Origin of the sequence: Bacillus sp. TH22, assembly GCF_016651015.1 — a bacterium.
GTDB classification, from domain to species: Bacteria; Bacillota; Bacilli; order Bacillales; family Bacillaceae_G; genus Bacillus_A; species Bacillus_A mycoides.
In genome coordinates, this window is record NZ_JAEKER010000002.1 from 354,622 (window position 1) to 371,094 (window position 16,473).

Here is a 16,473-nt window from a genome sequence, read left to right on the forward strand (position 1 = left end):
GTGAGCATAGGTGAGGTATATATGAGAAGTACATGGAAAGAGTTCAAGGGGATGGACCTTAATGTATGGATTCGCTTTATTGGAGAAGCTTTAAATGGTATTGCAATGATGATGTTAATGCCATTTTTCGCATTATATTTAAAGGATAAAGTAGATTCTTTGCTTGAGGTAGGTGTGATCATAGCTTTATCTCCAATTGCAGCAAGTATAGGCTCGTTAATTGGAGGGCATATAGCAGATACTTATGGCCGGAAACCAACTATGGTACTCTCTATGGCTAGTAATGGGTTATTAATGCTGTTTTTTTTGTTCATAGATGGTTTTATAGCATATGCAATCTTATCTATCGGTTTAGGGTTATGTAACTCTTTTTTTGAACCAGCCGCATCTGCAATGGTTACGGATGTAACAGAACCAGAAAAAAGAACTGAGGCATATGGATTACTTAGAATGGCTCATAATATAGGAGCAGCGATAGGTCCTATAATTGGCGCAGCAGTTGTAGTTGTATCAAAAGATGTCATCTTTTTGATTACTTCTGGAACCATGCTGTTTTATACAATATTAATGGTACTGTTTTTAAAGGAAACCAAACCTAAAAATGTCATGATACATGAAGAAACACCTGAAAATTCAATAAGATCCACATTAAGAGTTGTTATAAGGGATAGGATATTACTTTTCTATATAGTTACAGGAATCATTATATTTATGGGATTCTCGCAATCGGAAGGTATGTTACCGCTTCATTTTAGTAATGAGAAGACAATGATTTTTGGAAATAGTAATCCATTTCCATATTTAATGACGTTAAATGGCCTTTTAGTTGTGTTTTTTCAATTTCCCATTTCAAAATGGTTAACTCACAAATCGATTGGGAAATCAATGCTATATGGCGCAATTCTTTTTGGTATTGGTCTTTTGGCAATAGGATGGTTACCAAAGTGGTTTCAAGTAATAAACGCAAATGATTTAGTTATTCTAAGTTCATTATTAATAACTTATACAGTTTATACAGTAGGAGAAATGATTATGTCGCCTGTCCAAATGACATTCGTTGCTAATTTGGCTCCAGAACATTTGAGGGGTACTTATATGGGAGCTGCTAATCTGCAGTGGATTACAGGTAATATATTAGGGCCTCTTTTAGGCGGTTTATTACTGGAGCATCTTCTAGGGCATATATTATTTACAATCTTAGGTGTGGGATGTGTTATGTCTGGATTTGTTTACTTATTATTAGATAGACTTGTTGAGAATAGAAGCAAACAGATACCTATAAAACAAACATCTTAATTTTAAAAGTGTTATCGAGTTGAAAAAAATTTCTATTTTATGAATTAAGTAAAGCGCACGTTTATTAACAATAAACGTGCGCTTTACTTATTATCATTTATAATGTATTGAAATTAATTCATACATAGTAATTTTGGCAAGCTACGATTTTAACATGATAAAAATTAATTTGTTTCTTCTTCTTATTTGACTACAATCAAGTTTCTTGTCTTATCGATATGGTTAAGTAACATACGATACTCTTCTTCGTATGTAGTTAACCGTTGTAGAAGGGATTTATTCTCTGCCGTTAAATATTCAATTTGCTGTTGTAAATCGTTCACTTCACTCACTGCTTTATAATTTTGTAGAAAGATAATAATGTCATCTAATGTAATAGATAAAGAGCTTGTTTCTTTTGTTTGTTGGATGGGGGACTTGTTATTTCCAGTTTTTTGATTTTGTTTAGCCTGTTGTATTTCTTCTTCGTATTGTTTTCGTACGCATGAGTTCCAACGAAATCCGCAAGCAGCAGGTGTCCTAGCTAATTGCTTAGCTACCTCTTTAAATGCAGCTAATTGTGTTCCACCGTCACGAATATTTTGAAGTACTATTGTTGCGAGAAGTGAATCGTTATCGTTAGTCCAGGAATCTTGTCTTGAAATTACCATTTTTCAATCCCCCTTATATGCCTTTAATTACATATATGCAATTACTTAAAATGATAGAAGCCCAACTTCTCTTAAAATGTAAAGGTTTTATACTTAAATAAGAGATCGGTTTAATATGAGGAGAATAAGACTCATATTAAAATAATTAGTAGTAAGTTGATAGAAGTATACACTCTTTAAAATGCGAAATTGCATAAAAAATAAGGTTGACTATTTATTATAGTTGTAACTATACTGGTTACGGTAATGCGACTAAAGTAATAGATTTGATGGTATGAACTAGTTGTATTAATGATATATAAGTGAATATAAAAAAATGAATGGAGTTGAAAATATAACCCTAAATATAAGACGCTTGTATAAAAAAGAAGTTAGGTAATCTATAGTTTTTTATAATCATATATAAATTAAAAGAGGTGCACGATTTGAAAATTTTTAAGGGAATTCTAGTTTCTTCAATTGCATTAACAGCATTTAATGGGGTGGGCGGACTACTCCCAAGTGAAAAATCAGAAATTGCCTACGCAGCTAGTTACGATTATTCAAATAAGCAATTGAATTCTATTGTACATAAGCAAGTTACTAAACAATTAATTTTGAAATTTAAAAATGCAGCAAATTTGCCATATCAGGATGGGATAGAAAAATTCATTAAAGAAGAAAAACAAGACCCTGAATTAATTGGAATTTTAGCCGAATATCCAAATGTAACTATAAATCGACTTTTTAGTTCTTTAAATCCTAAAGAAATTAAAAATCTAGGTAAAGAAATAAAAGACTCTGATCATATTTCTTCTAATTTGCTAAACTATTATATTGTAGAAACCCAAGGTGATATTGATGTACAAGCATTGCTTGTAAAATTTGAGAAATCATCTCTTGTTGAAACGGCATATTTACAGGAAGAAGAAGCTCCACCTGAAGAGCGTTTATCCAATTTATCAGTTAATCCATATGATGAACCTAGACTTACAAGGCAAGGTTACCTTGAACCAGCACCATTAGGAATCAATGCACCTTATGCCTGGAGTATAAAAGGTGGAGATGGAAAAGGAACAACTTTTGTAGATATGGAGTATGGCTGGTTATTTAGTCATGAAGATTTAGTGAATCAGAAGATCGAATTGATGTCCGGACAGAACAAGAGTGAACACCATGATCATGGTACCTCAGTCTTAGGAATTGTTTCTGCAGAAGATAATAACATAGGTGGAATTGGGATTGCACCAAAAGCTAAGGTAAAGGTTGTATCTCAGATTAGAGACAACGGTATGTATAATACAGCTGATGCTATATTAAGTACGGTTAACAATATGCAAGCTGGAGATATTCTTTTATTAGAAGCTCAAGCAACTTATGAAGGATATGGAGATAAGAACTATCTTCCTGTAGAAGTAAAACCGGATATATTTGATGCAATTCGTCTGGGAACAAATAAGGGAATTATTATTATTGAAGCAGGTGCAAACGGCGGAAATAACTTGGATCAATTTAGAGACCGTAATGGTAAACAAGTTTTAAATCGTAATAGTCCTGATTTCAAAGATTCAGGGGCGATTATGGTTGGAGCAGCTTCTGCAAGGGTCCCTCATAAACGTTCATATTTCTCTAATTATGGTAGTAGGGTAGATGTATATGGCTGGGGGAATGCAGTGGATACAACAGATGCTAAACCACGTGAATTTATGACAAATCTATATACTTCTAGCTTTGGCGGAACGTCTAGTGCATCACCTATCATTGCTGGTGCTGCTGCATCAATTCAAGGGATTGTAAAAAATAATCAGGGAAAAGTATATACGCCAAGCCAGCTTAGGGATATTTTAAGTGATTCTAGTACAGGAACGAAATCCAATGATCCAGCCTCTGATAAAATTGGTGTTTTACCTGATTTAAAAGCCATTGTATCTAAACTTGGCTTTTCACCAAACTTAAGCAATGATTCTTCCATTGTATTTCGAGAGGAACAAGAAATAAATAAAGGGAATGAAGGAACTACTATTACATTCCCGAAAGAGGATTCCGCTAATAGTGAAGGGAACTCTAACTTCATTTTCCCAGAATAATTGTAGAAATACCTTTTATTTAGTATGAAAGAATCTTATATAACTAGTTGTTTATAATACTAGTCAGATAGGCTCTTATGTGTAATAGCATAAGAGCCTATCTGTTGTACTTTTAACTAAAAGAGAAAAATGATTTAATCAATCTTTTTTAAATGGTACTATTTATTTTTATGAGAGTTCACATAATCGTTAGCTCTCTTTTTAGCGTATATCTGTAAGTTGTTAAAAAACGTATCAGTGCTTAAGTAAATGATATTTATTATCTTACAAAAGCGTAATGTTAGTGTCACCTAAATGAATTTTGCTATTAAGAAGATTAGGAGATAATTTTTGTGAAAAGAGATGTGAGGTGAATAATATGGGACGAATTATGCTTATGTGTAGTGTTGTTGTTTTCTTTACAGTATTATTAACAGGTTGTAACTTAAACCATCTTGGTACAGATACATATTATGTGCAAATTACTAAGGATGGTGAACAATTAAAAGAGAAAAATGTAAATGGGGATACGACTTATCAATATAAATTACCTGGATTTGATAAGGATGGTAAAGAGAAAGCAATGGAGTTTACAGCGTTAAAAAACCTTCGTAAAGAGGCATTTTACAGCCCTTCCCGAACGAGAAAGCCCATCGTCTTTAGGCATGGGATGAAAGTGTGGTTGGATACGGAGAGCTACTAAATAACCGCAAGGTTTGTGGCACGTGGGTGTCCTTTATTTTTTCGCCTTTCATGTTGCAGTTTCGTTATTAAACTGATACGTTGTAAGTATGATAAATGATTATAGAAAAACCAAAACAACAGTTTCCTTAATTAACTACCATTTTGTGTTTTGCCCACGATACAGAAGAAAGATTTTTCTTAACGCAAAAGTAGAAGAACGTTTCAAAGCGTTGGTTCAAGAGCTATGTAACGAACTAGGTATTGTTATTATTGCAATGGAATGTGACAAAGACCATGTTCACTTGTTCTTACATGCACTACCAACACTTAGCCCTGCTGATATTATGGCGAAAATTAAAGGAGTGACGTCGAAGCGTTTAAGAGAAGAGTTTTCTCATCTCGCGCATTTGCCAAGTCTGTGGACACGTTCCTATTTTATTTCTACTGCTGGGAATGTATCAAGTGAAACAATACAATATTATGTTGAAAGTCAAAAAACGAGGGGGTGAAACTTGTGACACAAACCATCACGGTTAAAGTTAAATTGCTTCCAACAAAAGAACAAATTAGGCTATTGGAACAAAGTAGTTCCGATTATATTAAACTCATTAATACACTGGTATTTGAAATGGTTGAAGCGAAGAAAAGCACGAAGAAAAGTACAAAGGATATTGAAGCCAATCTTCCAAGTGCGGTTAAAAATCAAGCGATTAAAGATGCGAAAAGTGTATTTTCTACAAAAGTGAAAAAGAGTAAATATAAAATCGTTCCAATTCTAAAAAGACCTGTTTGCGTGTGGAATAACCAAAACTATTCATTTAACTTCACGCACATTTCAATGCCCTTTATGGTAAATGGAAGTTCAACTCGGTTAAAGATTCGTGCTTTATTAACCGACAAATACAATCGCAATTTTGAATTATTGAAACACAAGTTAGGTACAATTCGTATCACAAAGAAATCTGCTAAATGGATCGCTCAAATATCTGTCACAATCCCTACAAACGAAAAAACGGGAGCAAAGATTTTAGGAGTGGACTTAGGTCTCAAAGTTCCTGCAGTGGCCATCACAGACGATGATAAGGTTCGTTTCTTCGGAAACGGTAGACAAAACAAATATATGAAACGTAAGTTTCGTAGTATTCGCAAGAAGTTAGGAGAAGCTAAGAAATTGAATGCCCTTCGGCAACTTGATGATAAAGAACAAAGATGGATGCAAGACCAAGACCACAAAGTGAGTCGTAAAATCGTTGATTTCGCAACGAATAATAATATCTCTGTCATTCGATTAGAGCAACTAACGAACATTAGACAGACGGCACGAACAAGCCGTAAAAACGAAAAAAATCTACACACTTGGTCATTCTTTCGTCTAGCTCAATTCATCGAGTACAAAGCCACATTAGTTGGTATAAAGATCGAATATGTGAATCCTTCTTATACAAGTCAAACTTGTCCGAAGTGTTCTGAAAAGAACAAAGCACAAGATAGAAAATATAAGTGCCAATGTGGATTTGAGAAGCATCGTGATATCGTTGGGGCGATGAACATTCGCTACGCAACTGTGGTTGATGGTAATAGTCAATCAGCCTAAGAACCTATATGGTCTGTCTTAGGAGGGGTGATGGCACACCCTCATCTTGAAGGCTGTTCAAAACAGAAATGAACTGCGAACGGTTAGTCATTCAAGAATCCCATCCGTTACACCGTAAGGTGTAGGACTTGTGGCTTTAGCCGTGGGAGTGTCAATCTGAGGAAAAAGGTGTGAAATCTTGGGAAGAGGTTAAGAAAGACGAACTCCCTACAAAAGTAAAAGGAAAATTAAAGGTGAATTAACATATAAAAAGCACTATTGTTAGAGAATTATATCCCTATTTTTTTAGAGTTTCAAAAGCGAAAGACTGACAGTTATTGTCGGTCTTTTTCTTTTACAGGTATAAGCGCGTAATTTTGTTTATGTATTTGTTGTAGCTTAATGGATTTGGTAATGGTTATGATATAATAAAATTCAAGTATAATAAGGGGGATGAATTAAATGATTTTTCAAAGCATAATTACAGCTATTATAGAAAAATTGCAAGAGACCGTGAATCCCTATTGGATAATTGTATTTGGATCCACAGCAGAGGACAGAGAACGAGATGATAGTGATATTGATATAGCTTATTTAAGTGACATAAAATTAGGGAATTATGAACGTTTTTTATTAGCACAGGAGTTAGCGGATATTGTTCATAGAGATGTTGATTTAGTTGATTTATCAGAAGCTTCTACAGTTTTCCAAGCTCAAATTATACATACAGGAAAGACAATATTTTGTTCGGATGAAGAGAGAAAAATAATTTTTGAAATGAAGACTTTAAAAATGTATTCAAAATTGAATGAGGAACGCAAAATCATATTTGAGGATATAAAGAAAAGAGGTTCTATATATGAAGAATGAAGTTATTTTGAATAAAATTTCTACAATAGAGCGTTGTATAAAAAGAATACAAGAGGTATATGGAAATAACCCTGATAATTTAGAGGATTATACAAAGCAAGATTCAATAATATTGAATATACAAAGAGCTTGTGAAGCGAGTATTGATTTAGCAATGCATATTGTTGCAGGGGAAAAATTAGGACTACCCCAATCTAGTCGAGAGGCTTTTGATTTATTGGTTACAGCAGGATTACTTAGCGCAGAGCTAGCAAATAAGTTAAAGGCAATGGTGGGATTTCGAAATATTGCTGTTCATGATTATCAAAGTGTAAATTTGGACATTGTTCGTAAAATTATTGAAAAACATTTAACTGATTTTAAACTATTTACGAAAGAAGTTATGGGGATTTTGGAATTATAGGGAGACACGTTTTAGGGTTCTGGTGCAAAGATTGTATTTATTTGAAAGAGGTATATAGATTCCTAATGGAATCTATTCTTATGCAGCCATTCCGAATAGTTGATGAATAAACTTCACTTCATTTTGGACAGACTTGTCCCGTAAAATAAGTTGGCCTTTTTTAATGATATGCATCGCTTCTATTCCTGAAAGAATAGATTTAGCTGTACGAAAAGATTTCAATCCTAGCATTGAACGAACTCTCTTTTTAATAAAACGATGATCTTGCTCTACAATGTTATTAAGGTATTTTTCCTGCCTTATTTGGATGCCCACAGGCATCTTTTTCTCTGTCTTCAACTCTTCAATCGCTATAGGATAGGCCGGGTTTTTGTCCACTGTAATCACACGGGGCTTTGAAACATGAAAAGACTGCAAAGCTTTCTTGAAAAAACGCTTTGCAGCCCTATGATCTCTTGTTTTGCTTAAATGAAAATCAATTGTATATCCTTTTGAATCAACAGCACGATATAGGTACATCCATTGACCTTTGACTTTCACATACGTCTCATCGACTCGCCAAGAATCATTGGTTGACTTAAGATGACGTCGTACTCGCTTATCTAATTCGGGACCATATTGATGAACCCATCGCATGATAGTTGTATGAGCCAGGGATAGCCCGCGTTCTTCCATCATTTCGACTAAATCACGAAAACTGAGGTTGTACCGTAGGTACCATCTCACGGTTAATAAAATAACATCCGGTTGATAATGTTTCCACTTGAATAGATTTTGCTTTTCCATACCAATCACATCCTTTTTTAGAGTAATAGTATCAGTATGTCCAAGTCTGAAAGACTTTTTTTAGATATTTTGAAGTTTTTGCACCAGAACCCGTATAATTATATTATCAATACAAATGTACTTACAGGTTTTTTTGTACTTAGTGCGTCATTCTTTGTAGCAGGTACGATGTTAATAGCAACTGGTTCAATTCTAAGAGCTATCAAGGAAAAGTAAGTGAAGAACAAATACTTGAACCGTCAATAACACTATATAATTAAAAATGGACTTCCTTAGGGAGGTCTTTTTTTATCTTTACTTTTGTTTCTACGAAGCAGGACATGACTTACGGGATAGTACAGATTCAACTCTCTGCTCATTATAAGGAGAAGAATGGAGTCTCTAGAATTGTTTGCTAAAGGGGCTAAGCTAAGAGTGTTTTTAATAAAATAAAATGTATCTGTTATTTGCTTGTGTATCGTTATATCATACTTAGTAGGTTGGGATTTAAAAGTATCAGTAAAACATTATAAAAACGGATCAAACCATTGGTATCATTGGGTTTGTAGCTTTTTAATGATATTATGATAGTATATCAATTGAGACAAGTCTCGCTCTTCTATTTAAACCTTAAAGACTTATTTGATTCTAAATATAATCAAGAACAGGAGAATGATGATGAATCTAAATAGTATGGTTAATTCAGCCTTAAAAGAAAAAGAAATAAGTAAACATTCATGGGCTTTAAAATCAAATAATATTGCTATGAAAAAAATGGATAAATCCTCTTTTATTAATAATGAAACAGGTATTCCTATTGATATAAGGTCTTTTTTTGAGATAGATGTAATGAAGGAAAATAGCAATATTCAAATAACTCTAGAGTTTATGAAACAAGACTATCTTGCTAGGATTAGAAAAGGATTGGGAGAAAAAGCTAGGACAAAATTATTATGGCCTAGTAAATTAACCGAGTATGTTCAAATGAAGAATCCTAATATATATGAAGAATTTAGAAAGGATAATAAAGTTGATGATAACGTACCGTATATGATTTTTAAAAAGATAGATAAGAAATACTATAAGGTTTCTTTTTCTACAAGTTTGGAAGAATATGAAGGAATAGGTTCTGTTCAAGTTACTTCAACTTCAAAGTTAGAACCAGTTAAAAGAAATCGAGAGTATAGTTCTTATGGAGAGGAAATAAGAGATTCTGTTGTATATGAGTACTTATTCAATGCGAAAAGTCACCACTGGATTGATGAAAATATCCTTGGTTTAGATTCGAAGGAGAGCAAAGGTTATCAAGCTATGGGTATTCTACATCATATTGGGATAAAGAATGACCATAAAGGAATCTTTGAAGGAATAAATATTTCTGATGCTCTGTCTCTGTTACAAAAAGAAATGGAAGATTTTAATCCTATTAAGGATGTTCTAATACGATTGAGTGAAGAAGCTATAACAATAACTCTTGATACACATGTGGATGAAGAAGATGATTTTCCTGAAGGGAAAGAAAAGTTTAGATTACACAGATATAGAGAACGTAATAATAAATTAATTAAACAAGCTAAGGAACGCTTTATCCAAGTACACGGGAGGCTTTATTGTGAGGCGTGCGGAATGGACTTTGAACAAGTTTATGGTGATAGAGGAAGGAATTTCATAGAGGCACATCATAGAAAACCGATATCTGAAATGAAAAATGATGAAACGACTAAAATTGAAGATTTAGCAATGCTTTGCCCTAATTGTCATAGTATGATTCATCGTAAGCCACTGGTTACTGTTGAAGAGCTGAGATTTTTAATTCAATCGAAAGGGAAATTTATATAAATAGATTTAAAAATTTAACAATGTAACACATAATGGTATGAATAAGCCCTTAATATGATGTTTTATCGTAAAGGAATAGGTGAAAGTTATGCTGCACGTGAAGTTTGATTTTTAAAAAGGTGTGATATTACACCTATATATAATAAAGGTACTTAAATTTGGAATTTATATCAGGAGAAGTTATTCATTTAAGATAATGAATTAATGTTAATTTTGTTTAAGAAAACTGTGAATTAGATGGAGCAACGTGTTTTGATGAGTTATATAATCTCATATTTAGACCCGAAGATACATAATCGAGAAGAGGAACCGCTATTCTCAGAGTACACTTATGGAGATGGTGAGAAAAATGGGAGGATTTTGAAAGCTAAAGTTTCAAAGGAAGGCTTCCTTTTTTATAAAAGTATAGAAAATATCCTCTGTATTACCGCATTTTACAAAATGGAAAAAAACGGATATTCATAAAACGGCCGCCGTTCCTAAGGTTCGCTTTCATGATTTACGTCATACCCATGCAACGCTACTACAAGATAAGGATGTGAATATTGAGATTATTTCTGAGAGATTAGGACATAATAACATTAAAATCACATTAAATACATACTCGCGTGTGCTGCGAACAATGCCAGAGGATGCAGTCAACAAAATTGAGTAGATCTTGTAAGTAATGTGACCAATTCTGTGAACATTGGTGTTATAAAGTATGAAAGTAATCAAATAAACCTCCACCCTATCAAGGTGGAGGCCTTTTAGCTAATTTAGTCTTCCTTTTGTATTAAAAACTCCCAAAACTTCTTTAATTCCTCCTGCTTTTGAGGAGAGGCACTTTTAATAGCTTTAAACCACTGTTCTAATTCTGTATCAGTTACCTCAATATTATCTCTTGTAATGAATCCTATTTCTTCTAATAAGGATTTTGTGCTTATATTCATGGCATTTGATATCTTTTCTATTACTAAAAGCGTGGGTTCTACAGGTTTTCCAGTTCTTGAATCTACACCTTTTTCAAGTTTGTCTATATAAGTATGACTAACATCACATTTTTGAGCAAACTCGCGTAAGGATAGTTTATTTGTTAAACGATAATTTTTTATAATTTCACCAAGAGTTTTCTTCATATATAATCCTCCTAGTACAATTGTAAACAATAATTTACAAAAAGAAACTAAAATAGAGAAAAAACATGTAAAACATTGTTGACGATTAAGTAAACTATGGTTTACAATTGTTTTGTAATCATATGAATACAAAATTGGAGAGGAGTATAGAAATGAATAAGATAGCTGAATTAAGGAAAGAAAAACGAATATCACAAGAAAAGTTAGCGGCACAAGTTGGTTTATCGCGCACTTATATTTCTGAGATAGAGAATAATAAAAAACAACCTAACGTTAAGTTAGCTATAAAAATAGCAAAAGTTTTAGGAACAAGTGTGGAATCTATTTTTGGGTCCTTTTGTAAACTATAGTTTACAAAAGGAGGGTAGAGAATTTGAATAAGATATATATCAGTTCCATCATAATTTAGATAGTCAAATTAATAGTAAAAAATACAGAAGAGGAAGTGTTCAATATGAATATGAAAACATTTGAAATGCGTGAAAAACGATTAGCAGAACTACTAGGTGCAAAAGTACTATGGGAATTTATTAGTGCTGTAACAGAGGAAATTGAAAAGCAAGAACTAGAGTCTACTCCAGGTTTATTAGAAGATCTATTCGTACATGTGAAAGAAACCATTCAAATTCAAAATATGAACAAGAGCATAACAAAAGCCCCTGTAAAAACAGAGGCTGATGGTATAAATAAAGATACATTATTTATGGAAGCGTATGTAGAATTAATTAATCATAAGTTTCTTATTTCTGAATTAGCTGTAGAGCTTTCATCTGTTCTAAAAGAATTAAATTGTTTTGTTCAATCATCTTTGCCACTGCTTCAAAGTGAGCTTGATTCTCAAGAACCTCAATCTGCTTCTCTTTAGGGAGTGATTGAAGTATTTCTTTTATTTCTTTACACTCGTATATGTTATTCTTCGAGTCTTCGATTAATTTATTGCGACGATTGGTGTATTCAAGTGCACCTAATGTCGCTAATGCTCGCGTATCTAGTCCTAGGATTTCCATGCATTCATCTCCTTTCCCTCTACAATAATTCGATAGGGGAAAGGAGATTCCTTTAATGACTTGCTAGAGTGTTTATATAGTTATATAAGATGCTATTTATTAGTGGGAATGTAATTTAGCAGAAATACAATAGAATTAGACTTAAAAGAGCTTCTTAAAAGGATGAGAAGAAAGGGTAACCCAGTAAGTCTCACTCCTTTTCCTTAAATGCTCTACATATGACACGGTTGTTTCCTTTTATCATGAATTTTACATTGGATTCTTTGGGGAAGATTAGGTAGATATAGGATATGGGGGATGAATGAATAGATAAACAAAATGAAAGAGAATTGTAAGAATTACAGGGATTGTTAAGGGGTTATTAGGTGAAAATTTTCAAGTACTTAAGAGTGGGAAGATGTGTATCAATCGTTACTTAAAAAGTAAAAGATTAGTTATTAAATAGGGAGAAGTGTCTAAGTTACTTGTATAGATGAAATAATGGAACATATGAAATTAAAGCATGATGAAACATGTTGAAATAAATAGAAGGGGATCTTTAGGTAGGCTAAGCTGAGAGATAAGGTATGCTGAGAAAGTGGCTATTGAATTCGAAGAAGTTAAAGTGTGAAAGGTATCACTTATGTAAGAATATCTATTACTAATTTACTCTATATAAAAAAACAGCTGCACAAAAGTACAGCTAGTCTTCTTCGTAAATTTATATAGCCTGAATGACAAATTGAGATTGAGGTATATATAGTAATTGAGCTGCTAAGGAAGTTGTTGTGTTAGCAAATGGATATGCTTCCTTATAAAGAAATTTACTATACACTATTTCATTCATTTCAAAGGTCGTATATAGTTTTTTAAGGATATTTTGAGAAATTTTATTTGTACAAGCAGCAATAAAATCAAAATCTTTTTTACTTATCTCTTGAATGGCATGTGAAAGAAGGGTGGTGATTATCCCACTCCCCATCCAATCTGGATGACAAGCGCCCATATCTAGATAGACCAATTTTTCTTTATCTAAATGAGAAAACTCAATAGATTCTGTCTCTAATGTATCTAAAAGTTGAAAAATAGGTTTCATTTGTGGGCATAGTTCAGTCGCTTTATCTGTATCTATTAGTGGCTGGGTTACTTTTTTTGTTAAAAGAACTCCAACAATTTGAAAATTTTCTATTGCTACAAATGACATGGCTTGAGATACAGCTTGTTTCATCATTTCTTCGCACATTTTGTGAAAAGAAGCAAAAGGAATTTGTAAACTGCTTACAAGAGGTTCATTATTCACAAAAGAATGTGCAAGTAAATGTGCTGCATCTTTCACGTGGTGTGTATCAAGTAGCTCTATATTCATATGTTTTTCCTCTTTCCTGATATAGTTAATAGTAATTAAAAGGATTAAAAATTTTATTTAATTTAGTTAAGTTTAACTATTAAAGCGCTAACAAAAATGGTTATTAAACATATGAATAAATCTGTTTAGTAGCAATCGAAATATGTTTATAAAGAAATTCTACGATCTCATCTATACATTCAACAGTTGTATATGGAGAGATTGAAAAGAATTTTAATGTAGAAATCGGATTTCTATCATAACTGTTTATTACATCTACTACACAAGAACGAGTTGTATCACCAAAAAATACTTGATCGCGATTTTTTCCTAGGTAATTAAATAGTTCTATATTTAATCGGTTTGTACCCTCAATCTCTTCCTTTGTTGCAAGGCCTATTCGTTCTTTTTCCCAATTTTCTTGGCCATCTCCATTCATATAAAAACGAAAAGTTGTAATTGGTCCATATGTAAAATCATTTGTGATTGCGACTTGAGGTAGGACCTTGCGCAACTTTTCTCTAAATAATAGATTTACACGAATATAATTTGCTAATAATTTTTGGTATCCTTCAATTCCAAAGGCTAATAGATTGATATACATCGGAATAGCACTACCAGCTCGTGAACATTCTAAAGTATAGCCTGTATGATAACTCCCATATGATCTATTACCAAGATAAGGTGTATCATCTTGTTCAATGTCCATCAGTTGTAAATCAGTATGATTTTTTACGATTAAAATACTTGAAGCATAAGGTGTTTGTCCTAATTTATGAAAATCAAAACATACACTATCAGCAAGTGCCATGTATTGCATTTTATCTTGTACGTATTGTAAAGCATTTTTTAAGCTAGGTTCAAATGAAAGTGGATTTTCTTCGAAACTATAATTATTAAAGAAACTATAGAATCCGCCCATTGCAGAATCAGCATGGATATAAATAGGTTTTAATTTATATTTTTTCTGTATTGTTTCAGCGCTCTCTTTAATTTTTTTTATATCATCAATGGTAAATGTATCTGTTGACCCCATAGTAGCTAGAATATAAAGAGGGATACCGTCATTTTTAATAACTTGTATCATTTTATTCTCTAAATCTTCTATATCCATAGAGTTTGTATAAGGATCAGTTTTCACTTTTATTAAGTGATTTGTCCCAATGCCAGTTGCTTCAGCTGACTTTAATAAACTATAATGTGCATTTTCAGAAGCAAAGCAATATACATTTTGTGGAGCGCCATGTTCTTTTGCTGATGGGAATTGTTTAGAAATTGCTAAACGTAAGCTCGAAAATACACAACCTTGTCCACCCCATGTTGTATAACCACCGCTATTATGTGGATTATAACCAATCAGTTTTGAAAGCATGGATACAACTTTTACTTCTGCTTCAGCTGCCCCTGGACCATAAACATCCCAGACGCCATTACCATTTAAAAGTGCCATGGTTAGTATACCCAATAGTGATGGAATACTTGGTAGTGGTACAGCGTTAGACAAGTAGTATTTATTTGGATAAGGATGGCCATTCATAAATTGGTTTAGCTCTTCTATAACCTCAGACATAGTGATTCCAGCCAGTGGTATATGGCTTTGTTGAATTAAGCTATTGTAGTATCCTTCTGACTTTTCCTCACATTTACCTAAAGTAGCTCGTCCTTCATCTTTTAATCGGTCAAGATTTTTAATTATTTTCTGCATAGATTCTAATAAAAGTTGTTGTTTTTCTTCATTTCCGTCAACGCTCGGAAATAGTTTTAAAATATCTTGCATGCAGTCACTTCTCCTTGTGAAAATCTGGATTTTTATTTTACTTGGTTAAACAAAAGAGTATAATAATTTGTAATTATCCTTTCAAATATTTAGAAATGAGGAGATATTTAGAAAAAAATGTAATTCCATAGAAGATTATATGAACTATGGAATTTAAAGTAAAGAAAAATTTTTTGATTGATTTTAAAAAAAGTAATTGTGAGATAATAAAGTTTCTAAAAATATATCTGAATTAATTGTTTATTTAATTTGTATGTTGTCCTAACATGTATTCAACTAGTGTAGTAGATATTTTAATATAATGTAGAACTATTATAAGGTAGTTGAATATAAGGGCTCAACTACCTTATAAACTGTAGATATTGTTGGGAAAAGAAAAAAAAATAGGGTGGAAGTGTTAAAGATATGTTCTAGTGGAGAAGAAGTAGTAGTATGGATTTGGTAGTAAAATCAGCATAATTTTTTTGGAAGAATAATTATTCGATCAAAGTTTTTTAATGAATTCAATTTCATTATCTAATAATAATGGGCGAGTTAAATGTGAAGAGTTTTCTTCAACCTGATTAGAATTTTTTGCACCAGGAATAGCAAATGAAACGGCTGGGTGACTTAAAACATAACGTAAGGCGATTTGCGCGAGACTTCGATTTGATCGTATAAGTGAACGTAATTTCTCTACTTTATTTAAGCTATCTTTAAACCAATTTTCTTTTGGCCAATCTTTTCTTAAATCGTCGTCTGGAAATTGAGTTTCAGGATTAAATTTCCCAGTTAAAATCCCCATCTTAAGTGGACCTCTAATCACAGCACCTAAATTATGTTTTTCAATATAAGGAAGGATGTCTTTTTCAGGTTCTTTATGTTATTAGCAATATATATAGTGATCAGTTGGAATATTCTTGAATTTATTTTCGGGATATAAATTAGAGTGTATATTTTAATAAATATATATGAGATTACTTTATAAAAAGTAATTAGAATTATTAGTGAAATGATTTTTTATGCTTGAATTGAATAAAAGTATGAACTTTTACGGTATAAATATGAATTTTATTCATCATTTTAATAACTATGCAATAAGCGAAATAAATGTTGAATTTAGTCGGGAAAAATACATTTACA

The 16,473-nt window shown here is 32.4% G+C and carries 15 protein-coding genes and 3 pseudogenes; 12 read left to right on the forward strand and 6 right to left on the reverse strand.

Annotated features, from left to right (window positions below; genetic code table 11):
* Nucleotides 1-21: 21 nt before the first annotated feature.
* Nucleotides 22-1,296, forward strand: a complete 1,275-nt coding sequence (locus JFU18_RS29425; protein WP_201033460.1) for an MDR family MFS transporter — start codon at nt 22-24, stop codon at nt 1,294-1,296.
* Between the two features lie 182 nt (nt 1,297-1,478).
* Here the strand turns inward: JFU18_RS29425 and JFU18_RS29430 are convergent, their stop codons facing one another.
* Nucleotides 1,479-1,946: an RsfA family transcriptional regulator gene (locus JFU18_RS29430; protein ID WP_201033459.1), complete on the reverse strand. Its 468-nt coding sequence runs from the start codon at nt 1,944-1,946 to the stop codon at nt 1,479-1,481.
* Nucleotides 1,947-2,371: 425 nt separating this feature from the next.
* On the opposite strand from JFU18_RS29430, the gene JFU18_RS29435 reads away from it, so the two are divergent.
* From JFU18_RS29435 to hepT, 7 genes and pseudogenes are all read left to right on the forward strand, one after another.
* On the forward strand, nt 2,372-4,012 hold the full coding sequence (locus tag JFU18_RS29435) for a S8 family peptidase (protein WP_201035030.1): 1,641 nt from the start codon (nt 2,372-2,374) through the stop codon (nt 4,010-4,012).
* 358 nt (nt 4,013-4,370) lie between these two features.
* On the forward strand, nt 4,371-4,694 hold the full coding sequence (locus JFU18_RS29440; protein WP_241139209.1) for a YxeA family protein: 324 nt from the start codon (nt 4,371-4,373) through the stop codon (nt 4,692-4,694).
* A gap of 88 nt (nt 4,695-4,782) precedes the next feature.
* Nucleotides 4,783-5,184 carry an IS200/IS605 family transposase gene (tnpA, locus tag JFU18_RS29445; RefSeq protein ID WP_201033457.1) on the forward strand — a complete coding sequence of 134 codons (402 nt, stop codon included), beginning with the start codon at nt 4,783-4,785 and terminating at the stop codon, nt 5,182-5,184.
* Between the two features lie 5 nt (nt 5,185-5,189).
* Nucleotides 5,190-6,269, forward strand: coding sequence for an RNA-guided endonuclease TnpB family protein (locus JFU18_RS29450; protein ID WP_201033456.1), 1,080 nt, complete (start codon nt 5,190-5,192; stop codon nt 6,267-6,269).
* Between the two features lie 155 nt (nt 6,270-6,424).
* Nucleotides 6,425-6,511: pseudogene (locus JFU18_RS30695) on the forward strand (YxeA family protein); the annotation flags it as partial.
* Nucleotides 6,512-6,710: 199 nt separating this feature from the next.
* Nucleotides 6,711-7,118: a type VII toxin-antitoxin system MntA family adenylyltransferase antitoxin gene (gene mntA, locus JFU18_RS29455; protein ID WP_201035029.1), complete on the forward strand. Its 408-nt coding sequence runs from the start codon at nt 6,711-6,713 to the stop codon at nt 7,116-7,118.
* Nucleotides 7,108-7,521 (forward strand): type VII toxin-antitoxin system HepT family RNase toxin, encoded by a 414-nt coding sequence (gene hepT / locus JFU18_RS29460; RefSeq protein WP_201033454.1) that lies wholly within the window; start codon nt 7,108-7,110, stop codon nt 7,519-7,521. The genes mntA and hepT overlap by 11 nt, the downstream gene beginning before the upstream one ends.
* 78 nt (nt 7,522-7,599) lie before the next feature.
* Here the strand turns inward: hepT and JFU18_RS29465 are convergent, their stop codons facing one another.
* On the reverse strand, nt 7,600-8,307 hold the full coding sequence (locus JFU18_RS29465) for an IS6 family transposase (protein ID WP_201033439.1): 708 nt from the start codon (nt 8,305-8,307) through the stop codon (nt 7,600-7,602).
* Nucleotides 8,308-8,964: 657 nt separating this feature from the next.
* Here JFU18_RS29465 and JFU18_RS29470 point away from each other — a divergent pair.
* Both JFU18_RS29470 and JFU18_RS29475 read left to right on the forward strand, forming a co-directional pair.
* Nucleotides 8,965-10,125 (forward strand): HNH endonuclease, encoded by a 1,161-nt coding sequence (locus JFU18_RS29470; protein ID WP_201033438.1) that lies wholly within the window; start codon nt 8,965-8,967, stop codon nt 10,123-10,125.
* Between the two features lie 463 nt (nt 10,126-10,588).
* A pseudogene (locus tag JFU18_RS29475) lies at nt 10,589-10,780 on the forward strand (tyrosine-type recombinase/integrase); the annotation flags it as partial.
* 103 nt (nt 10,781-10,883) lie between these two features.
* Here JFU18_RS29475 and JFU18_RS29480 read toward each other — a convergent pair.
* Nucleotides 10,884-11,243 carry a helix-turn-helix domain-containing protein gene (locus tag JFU18_RS29480; protein ID WP_047387797.1) on the reverse strand — a complete coding sequence of 120 codons (360 nt, stop codon included), beginning with the start codon at nt 11,241-11,243 and terminating at the stop codon, nt 10,884-10,886.
* A gap of 152 nt (nt 11,244-11,395) precedes the next feature.
* On the opposite strand from JFU18_RS29480, the gene JFU18_RS29485 reads away from it, so the two are divergent.
* Both JFU18_RS29485 and JFU18_RS29490 read left to right on the forward strand, forming a co-directional pair.
* The gene (locus JFU18_RS29485; RefSeq protein ID WP_201033437.1) at nt 11,396-11,593 is read left to right on the forward strand and encodes a helix-turn-helix transcriptional regulator; all 198 of its coding nucleotides are present in this window, start codon (nt 11,396-11,398) and stop codon (nt 11,591-11,593) included.
* A gap of 104 nt (nt 11,594-11,697) precedes the next feature.
* Complete coding sequence (locus JFU18_RS29490) at nt 11,698-12,108, forward strand: hypothetical protein (protein WP_201033436.1); 411 nt, start codon at nt 11,698-11,700, stop codon at nt 12,106-12,108.
* A gap of 842 nt (nt 12,109-12,950) precedes the next feature.
* Here the strand turns inward: JFU18_RS29490 and JFU18_RS29495 are convergent.
* The 3 genes and pseudogenes from JFU18_RS29495 to JFU18_RS29505 form a co-directional block, all read right to left on the reverse strand.
* The gene (locus JFU18_RS29495; protein ID WP_201035028.1) at nt 12,951-13,595 is read right to left on the reverse strand and encodes a hypothetical protein; all 645 of its coding nucleotides are present in this window, start codon (nt 13,593-13,595) and stop codon (nt 12,951-12,953) included.
* Between the two features lie 103 nt (nt 13,596-13,698).
* Nucleotides 13,699-15,351 (reverse strand): pyridoxal phosphate-dependent decarboxylase family protein, encoded by a 1,653-nt coding sequence (locus tag JFU18_RS29500; RefSeq protein WP_201033434.1) that lies wholly within the window; start codon nt 15,349-15,351, stop codon nt 13,699-13,701.
* 484 nt (nt 15,352-15,835) lie between these two features.
* Nucleotides 15,836-16,213, reverse strand: a pseudogene (locus JFU18_RS29505) (aldo/keto reductase); the annotation flags it as partial.
* Nucleotides 16,214-16,473 lie beyond the last annotated feature (260 nt).